The 7,571-nt window shown below is 69.2% G+C and carries 4 protein-coding genes; 2 read left to right on the top strand and 2 right to left on the bottom strand.

The features are described 5' to 3' along the window. Window positions 1-125 precede the first annotated feature (125 nt). Together ACYP5B_RS47520 and ACYP5B_RS47525 are read left to right on the top strand one after the other, a co-directional pair. Window positions 126-1,700, top strand: coding sequence for an APC family permease (locus tag ACYP5B_RS47520; protein ID WP_459574328.1), 1,575 nt, complete (start codon window positions 126-128; stop codon window positions 1,698-1,700). 82 nt (window positions 1,701-1,782) lie between these two features. Next, on the top strand, window positions 1,783-2,850 hold the full coding sequence (locus ACYP5B_RS47525) for an Ldh family oxidoreductase (RefSeq protein WP_459574330.1): 1,068 nt from the start codon (window positions 1,783-1,785) through the stop codon (window positions 2,848-2,850). Between the two features lie 6 nt (window positions 2,851-2,856). On the opposite strand, the gene ACYP5B_RS47530 is transcribed toward ACYP5B_RS47525, so the two are convergent. Together ACYP5B_RS47530 and ACYP5B_RS47535 are read right to left on the bottom strand one after the other, a co-directional pair. Next, on the bottom strand, window positions 2,857-5,628 hold the full coding sequence (locus ACYP5B_RS47530; protein WP_459574332.1) for a LuxR C-terminal-related transcriptional regulator: 2,772 nt from the start codon (window positions 5,626-5,628) through the stop codon (window positions 2,857-2,859). Between the two features lie 182 nt (window positions 5,629-5,810). Then, the gene (locus tag ACYP5B_RS47535) at window positions 5,811-7,355 is read right to left on the bottom strand and encodes an AMP-binding protein (protein ID WP_459574334.1); all 1,545 of its coding nucleotides are present in this window, start codon (window positions 7,353-7,355) and stop codon (window positions 5,811-5,813) included. Between the last annotated feature and the right edge of the window lie 216 nt (window positions 7,356-7,571).

Here is a 7,571-nt window from a genome sequence, read left to right on the forward strand (position 1 = left end):
TGCGGGCCTGAGACAACGCCACCGGCCCGCGCGGCCGCCGCCCGCCATGCGCTCACCCGCGACGGCGGGCGCGCCGGGCGCCGTGCCTGAATGGCCATCCCCTCGATGACCAAGGAGCAACCTCCATGTCTCCAGTGCAAGGCAAGTTCAAGCGGCAGCTCTCGCTGACCGATCTCACCTTTATCGGTCTGGGCGCGATCTTCGGCTCCGGATGGCTGTTCGCCGCCAGCCACGTTTCCGCCATCGCCGGGCCAGCCGGCATCGTTTCCTGGCTGCTGGGCGGCTTCGCCGTGCTGCTGCTCGGCATCGTCTACTGCGAGCTGGGCGCGGCCCTGCCGCGCGCGGGCGGCATCATCCGCTACCCGGTCTTTTCCCATGGCGAGCTGATGGGCTACCTGATGGGCATGATCACGCTGATCGCGTTCTCCAGCCTGATCGCCATCGAGGTGGTGGCCGCGCGCCAGTATGCGGCGGCCTGGTTCCCCTTCCTGAGCCAGCCGGGGTCGAGCCACCCCACCCCGCTCGGCTGGGTGGCGCAGTTCGCGATGCTCTGCCTGTTCTTCGTGCTCAACTACTACAGCGTCAAGACCTTCGCGCGCGCCAACAACATCATCAGCGTGTTCAAGTTCGTCGTGCCGCTGCTGGTCATCGTGGTGCTGTTCACGCATTTCAAGCCGGCCAACCTGCACGTGCAGGGCTTTGCACCGTTCGGGCTGTCCGGCATCCAGGCCGCCGTTTCCGCCGGGGGCATCATCTTTGCGTACCTCGGGCTGACGCCCATCATCTCGGTCGCCAGCGAAGTCCGCTCGCCACAGCGCACCATTCCCATCGCGCTGATCCTGTCGGTGCTGCTGTCCACACTCATCTACGTGCTGCTGCAGCTTGCCTTCCTCGGCGGCGTGCCAACCGAGACATTGTCGGAGGGCTGGGCCGGTGTTGGCCAGGCGTTCTCATTGCCTTACCGCGATATCGCGCTGGCGCTCGGCGTGGGCTGGCTGGCTTTCCTGGTGGTCTCGGACGCGGTGATCTCGCCGAGCGGCACCGGCAACATCTATATGAATGCCACGCCCCGCGTGGTCTACGGCTGGGCGCGCGGCGGCACCTTCTTCAAGCTCTTTTCGCGCATCGATGCGGCGTCGGGCATTCCGCGGCCGGCCTTGTGGCTGACCTTCGCGCTGTCCGTCTTCTGGACCCTGCCCTTCCCCTCGTGGGAGGCCATGATCAACGTGGTGTCGGCCGCGCTGGTGCTGAGCTATGCGGTCGCGCCGGTCACGGTCGCCGCGCTGCGCCGCAATGCGCCCGGCCTGCAACGCCCGTTCCGGGTCAAGGGACTGGCCGTGCTCGGCCCGCTCTCGTTCATCATCGCCGCGCTGATCGTGTACTGGTCCGGCTGGGGCACGGTCTCCTGGCTGCTTGGACTGCAGATCGCCATGTTCGTGGTCTACCTGTTGTGCAAGCGCGCGGTGCCCACGCATCGGCTGAGTCTGCGGCAACAGGTGTACTCGTCGCTCTGGCTGATCGCCTTCTACCTGCTGATCATGCTGATGTCTTACCTCGGCGCCTTCGGCGGCATCGGCGCGATCGCGCATCCCTGGGATACCGCCCTGGTGGCACTCATCGCGGTGGGCATCTACTGGTGGGGCGCTTGCACCGGCATTCCGTCCGCGCAGATGGATCTCGGCGGCGACGATGACGACTAGGGAGATGGCGGTTTGTGCGGTTTGCCGCCACCTGCCGACGCACGCGTCCTGCATTCAGAACAATCCAACCTCCGGAGCACCGATGAACGATCGCATCGCCACACAGCAGCACAGCGCGCACGGCACCGGCCCCGTGCAGCTATCCCTGCGGGAGGTACGCGCGCTCGCCACCTCCACCCTGCAGCATCATGGCTTCAGCGAGCCGCATGTGCAGGGCGTCGCCGACACACTGGTGGCCGGCGAGCGCGATGGCTGCGCGTCCCATGGCCTCTACCGGCTGCTCGGCTGCATTGCCACGCGCAAGGCCGGCAAGGTGTCGCCGGACGCCGTGCCGGAGCTGCACGAGATGGCGCCCGCCCTGCTGCGGGTCGACGCCCGGGGCGGCTTCTCGCAGGTAGCCTACAAGGCGGCGCTGCCGCACCTGATCGACAAGGCCCGCACGCAAGGCATCGCTGCGCTTGGCATCAATCGCTGCGTGCATTTTTCCGCGCTGTGGGCGGACATCGAGCCGCTGACCGATGCGGGCCTGGTCGCCCTGGCCTGCACGCCCAGCCATGCGTGGGTGACGCCGGCTGGTGGCAACAAGCCGCTGTTCGGCACCAATCCGCTGGCCTTTGGCTGGCCTCGTCCCTGCCAGCCGGCCTTTATCTTCGACTTCGCCACCAGCGCGGTGGCGCGCGGGGAAATCGAACTGCATCGCCGCGCGGGCAAGCCGATTCCGGAAGGCTGGGGCATCGATGCCAGCGGCAGGCCCTGCACCGATCCCGCCACCGTGCTGGATCACGGCGCCATGCTGAGCTTCGGCGGCCACAAGGGCGCGGCCCTCGCCGCCATGGTCGAGCTGCTCGCCGGCCCGCTGATTGCCGATATGACGAGCGTGGATTCACTGGCCTACGATGCGGGCACCAAGTCGTCGCCAATGGGCGGCGAACTGATCATTGCCATCGATCCCGCGCGCTTTCTGGGCGCGCAGTGCGATGCGGAACTGGCGCGGGCAGAGTCGCTGTTCGAGGCGATGGTCGGCCAAGGGGCGCGTCTACCGTCGCAGCGGCGTTACCAGGCACGGCAAAGCAGCCTGATTCATGGCGTGCGCATCCCACGGGCGCTGTATGACGACATCATGGCTCTGCGGCTGCCCAACGCGGCCTGAGGATCGCTACAGCAAGCCCAGTTGCCGCGCGATGGCAACCGCCTGCGTGCGGTTGCTGGCGCGCAGCTTGGCGCTGATATTGCGCAGGTGGGTGCGCACGGTGGTCTCCGAGACAAAGAGCCGATCTGCCATTGCCACATTGGAGAAGCCCTCGGCCAGCAGCTTCAGCACCTTGTGCTCCTTGGGCGTGAGGGGCTCCAGCAGCCCATGGCGCGCCTGCATGGCGGCGGCGTCCTCCGGCTCCGGCGCGCCGCCGCAGGCTTGCAGCAGGCGCTCCACATAGCCCGCGGGCAACGCGCTGCCCTGGCGCAGGCAGGCCTCGGCCACCAGCCGGCGCACGTCCGAGCTTTCGTCCGCGAAGATGCGGATGAAGCCTTCGGCCGCGCCAAAGCGCAGCGCCTCGCCCATCGCCTGCAACGCCTGCGCGGCGTCGCCGCTGCGCTGGCAGGCCAGCGCCAGCAGGATGCGCAGCTTGAGCGCGCGCCGCATCAGCTGCGCGCGCTCGGCGGCGGCGAGCTCCGTCTCGATGGCCTCGCGCGTGCGCATGGAGGGCTCGGTGAACAGCGCCAGCCGCAAGCGCCCCATGACCACGTCTTCCAGGTCGTTGGCGAAAGAGCTGACCGCGCTCAGGCCGGGCCGGGCGCGCCACAGCGCCGGGTCTGCGGCGTGTTGCAGCGCTTGCTCGGCGGCATGTTGGTTGCCTTGCAGCAGCGCCAGGCGCGCGCGCTCGAGCATGGCGCCCAGCACCAGCCGTGGCAGCCCGCGATGATGCCCAAGGTGCTCGAGCGCGGCCAGCCGCTCGTGCGCGCCGTCCACGTCGCCGCGGTCGCAGGCGATGCGGGCCAGCACGGTATGGCCGGTGATGATCTGGTCGGGCAGGCCGAGGTCGCGCGCGAGCGGCACGTACACATTGAGCAGGCGCTCCGCGCGCTCGCGCTCGTTGATCTCGTAGAGCGCATCGGCCAGCAGGATGCCGGCCATGGCGTTGCCGTTGGTGGGGCCATAGCGGTTCGGCAGCATGGTGCTGGCGGCAATGCGAAACCGCGCCAGCGCCTGCTGCAGGCGGCCCTGGCGCAGGTCGATCAGCCCTTCCACCGATTCCGAGAAGATCTTGTTGAAGTTGCTGTCGGAGCCGCGCACCACCTGCCGGGCCACGCCCAGCAGGCGCCGGGCCTCGCGGTAGTCGCCGGTGACGGCCGCCATGCGCGCCATCGAGGTGGCAAGGATGGAGTCCGGGAACGGATAGCCCATGGGCAGCGGCAGCGGATCGTCGCGGCTGTAGGCGCGCGCCTCGTCGAAGCGGTCCATCATGTTCAGCAGCATGTGGCGCAGCGCGCGCACGTGCGCCAGCAGGTCGCCCTCGGCGCCGGCCAGCGGGATGGTCTGCAGCAGCGCGATGGCGTCGGCCGGGCCGCGCGTGAACGACAATGCCCAGACATGGGCGATCTGCAGCTTGGGCCACGCGGCCAGCGCTTCGGCCGGCACGGCGTCCAGCCAGCGCGTCAGCAAGCGCATGCGGCCTTGCGCCAGCAGCTCATCCACCGAGCCCGCCAGCAACGGCAGCGCATGGGCCACTGCGCCGGCCGCCAGCGCGTGCTCGATGGCCGGCACCGGCCGGCCTTGCTGCTCGTACCAGCGCGAGGCGGCCATCTGCAAGGCGGGCACTTCGTCCGGCATGGCCTGCTGCAACTGCGCGCGCAGGAAGCTGGAGAACAGGCTGTGGTAGCGGTACCAGCGCGCGTTGGGCTGATTGGTCTGGGCGGGCGGCTCGGCGCCGCCGTGGCGCTCGCCATCCAGCGGCATCAGGAACAGGTTGGCTCGCTCCAGCCAGGCCAGGATCTCCTCGCTGTCGGCGGTGCCGCTTACGGCATCGCACAGCGGCCCGCTGAGCTGGTCGAGGATGGAGGTACGCAACAGGAAGGCACGCACCGCATCGGGCAGGTGGAGGTAGACGTCCTCCACCAGGTAATCGGCAATCGCAGCGTTCGAGCCGGAAAAGCCGGCGATGAAGGCATCCGGCTGGCCGCGCCGCTCCAGCGCCACCGACGCCAGCCACAACGCGGTGGCCCAGCCCTCGGTGCGCCGGTGCAGCGTGGAGATGGCGGCGGGCTGCAGCGCCAAGCCGCGCGCGCGGCGCAGGAAGGCATCGGTCTCGTCGGCGGTAAAGCGCAGCTGGGCCGGCTCGATCTCCAGCAGCTCGCCACGGGCGCGCAAGCGCGCCAGGCCGGACTCCGGGACCCAGCGCGTGCCCACCACCAGGCGGGCGCCAGGCGGCAGTTGCTCCACCACCTGCCAGACCAGGCCGGCCACGGCGGGGTTCTGCAAAGCCTCGAAGTCATCCAGGAACAGCGTGAAGGGGCGGTCGTGGGCCGCCATGCGGTCGATCAGCGCGAGCGCATGCTCGCCCACCGACTGCGGCGCCGGCTGGGCCGCGGCGAGCGGCGTGCCGCTCTTGCGCAGCACCAGTTCGAAGGCGGCTTCCAGCGAGCCGAGAAAGCGCGTGGCATCGTTGTCCGCGCGGTCCAGCGTGAGCCAGGCCGTGGCTACGCCCTCAGCATCCAGCCGCGCCCGGCATTGCAGCATGGCGGTGGTCTTGCCGAACCCGGCGGGTGCGCGCACCAGCACCAGCTTGACGAAGCCGGCGGCGCACACCGCGTCGCAAATGGCGCGGCGTTCCACCTGGAACGGAGTCAGCATGGGCGGGCGCAGCTTCGCCACCAGGGTGGCGGCGCGGGCGGCGCCCCGTTGGCCCGCGCTGGTCTCCTCGATTGTTGCCATTCGCCGTGTCTTCCTGTTGGCGGTGGCATCCACGAAAAGGTGGATGCCACGCGATCGGCACCGGCTTATGGTTGCCGGCTGCTGGCGCCACATGCGCCAGGGATCGAACGGCTGATTATGGCGTAAACGCCCGCGCGGCACGCGGCGCGTGCGCGATGCCGCGTCGGCGGCCCCAATACCAGCTACACCAGCTTGTTCTCCCGCCCCGCCCAGTAGCGCTCGCGCAGCAGCCGCTTGAGCAGCTTGCCGGTAGGCAGGCGCGGCAGCTCGGCGGCAAAGTCCACCGAGCGCGGGCACTTGATGGCGGACAAATGGGTGCGGCAGAAGGCCAGCAGCTCGTCGGCCAGCGCCGGGCCGGCGTGCGCCATGTCGAGTGGCTGCACCACCGCCTTGACCTCCTCGCCAAAGTCCTCGTTGGGCACGCCGATCACCGCCACGTCCATGACCTTGGGATGGGTCATCAGCAGGTTCTCGGCCTCCTGCGGATAGATGTTGACCCCGCCGGAGATGATCATGTTGGCCTTGCGGTCGGTCAGGTAGAGATAGCCCTCCTCGTCCACGTAGCCGACATCGCCCAGCGTGGTCCATCCGGGGTGCACCGGGTGGCGCGACTGCGCGGTCTTGTCGGGGTCGTTGTGGTAGACGAAGCTGCGCCCCTCGGCAAAGTAGATGGTGCCGGGCTCGCCCGGGCCCAGCAGCGCGCCGCTGTCGTCGCAGATGCGCAGCTGGCCAACCGATGCCCGGCCAACCGTGCCCTTGTGGCTAAGCCAGTCGGCCGAGCCCACCGCCGTGGATCCGTTGCCCTCCGTGCCCGCGTAGTACTCCCAGATGATCGGCCCCCACCATGCGATCATCTGCTCCTTGACGGCCACCGGGCACGGCGCCGCGGCATGCACGGCAAAGCGCAGCGAGGACACATCGTGGCGCTGGCGCACTGCCTCGGGCAGCTTGAGCATGCGCGAGAACATGGTCGGCACGACCTGGGTGTGGGTGATGCGGTGCGCGGCCACCAGCCGCAGGAATTCCTCGGCATCGAAATGCTCCATCACCACCGAGGTGCCGCCGAGCTGCTGCACCGCCATGTTGTAGCGCAGCGGCGCGGCATGGTAGAGCGGCGCGGGTGACAGGTAGCGCGTGTCCGGCCCGAACTGGTAGAGCGACTGGCACATCAGCGCCACCGTGCCGGGCACGTCGATCTGCTGGTTGGCCGGCGGCGTGAAGACGCCCTTGGGGCGGCCGGTGGTGCCGGAGGAGTACAGCATGTCGGTGCCCGCGCATTCGTCCTCGATGCACCATCCGGGATACCCGGCCAGCGCCGTCTCGTAGGCGGCAAAACCCGGCACCGTGCCATCCATCATCAGGCGTGCGACCAGGCTTGGCGCCCTGGCCGCCAGCCCCTGCGCCACCGCGGCCTGCGCGTGCGAGGTGACCAGCATCCTGGCGCCGCTGTCGGCCACGATATGTGCCGCGTCGTCCACGTTCAGGCGCGTGCTGATGCATACGTAGATCAGCCCCGAGCGCTGCGCGCCCCAGCACAGCTCGAACAGGCGCGGGTGGTTCTCCAGCAGGAAGGCCACGCGGTCGCCGGGCTGCAGTCCGTGGTCGCGGAACAGGCGCGCCACCTGGTTGGAGCGCTCGTCAAGCTCGCGGTAAGTGACAACGGTGCCGCCGGCCATGATGATGGCCGGCTTGTCCGGGGTGCGCTGCGCATGAACATGCGGGTGCATGACTGACCCTCCTGGAAGTGGGTGTGGCCGAACTGGGTGACTGGGCAACTGGGTGACTTGAAGACTTCGGTATCGCGGAACTGGCAGGGATGGCATTGCGTGCACACATTGTCGGGACATGCCCCCCTGGCGGGCATCGTCGGATGCGACGAACGCGCCTTGATGCGGTGCCGCAAACGCCCGTGCCGCCGCACGCGCGGCGCGCCTCGCGGCAAG

The organism is Cupriavidus sp. 8B (assembly GCF_054589115.1).

Coding starts and splice junctions, on each gene's coding strand:
- ACYP5B_RS47520 (WP_459574328.1), top strand. CDS start 126: ATGTCTCCAGTGCAAGGCAAGTTCAAGCGGCAGCTCTCGCTGACCGAT.
- ACYP5B_RS47525 (WP_459574330.1), top strand. CDS start 1,783: ATGAACGATCGCATCGCCACACAGCAGCACAGCGCGCACGGCACCGGC.
- ACYP5B_RS47530 (WP_459574332.1), bottom strand. CDS start 5,628: ATGGCAACAATCGAGGAGACCAGCGCGGGCCAACGGGGCGCCGCCCGC.
- ACYP5B_RS47535 (WP_459574334.1), bottom strand. CDS start 7,355: ATGCACCCGCATGTTCATGCGCAGCGCACCCCGGACAAGCCGGCCATC.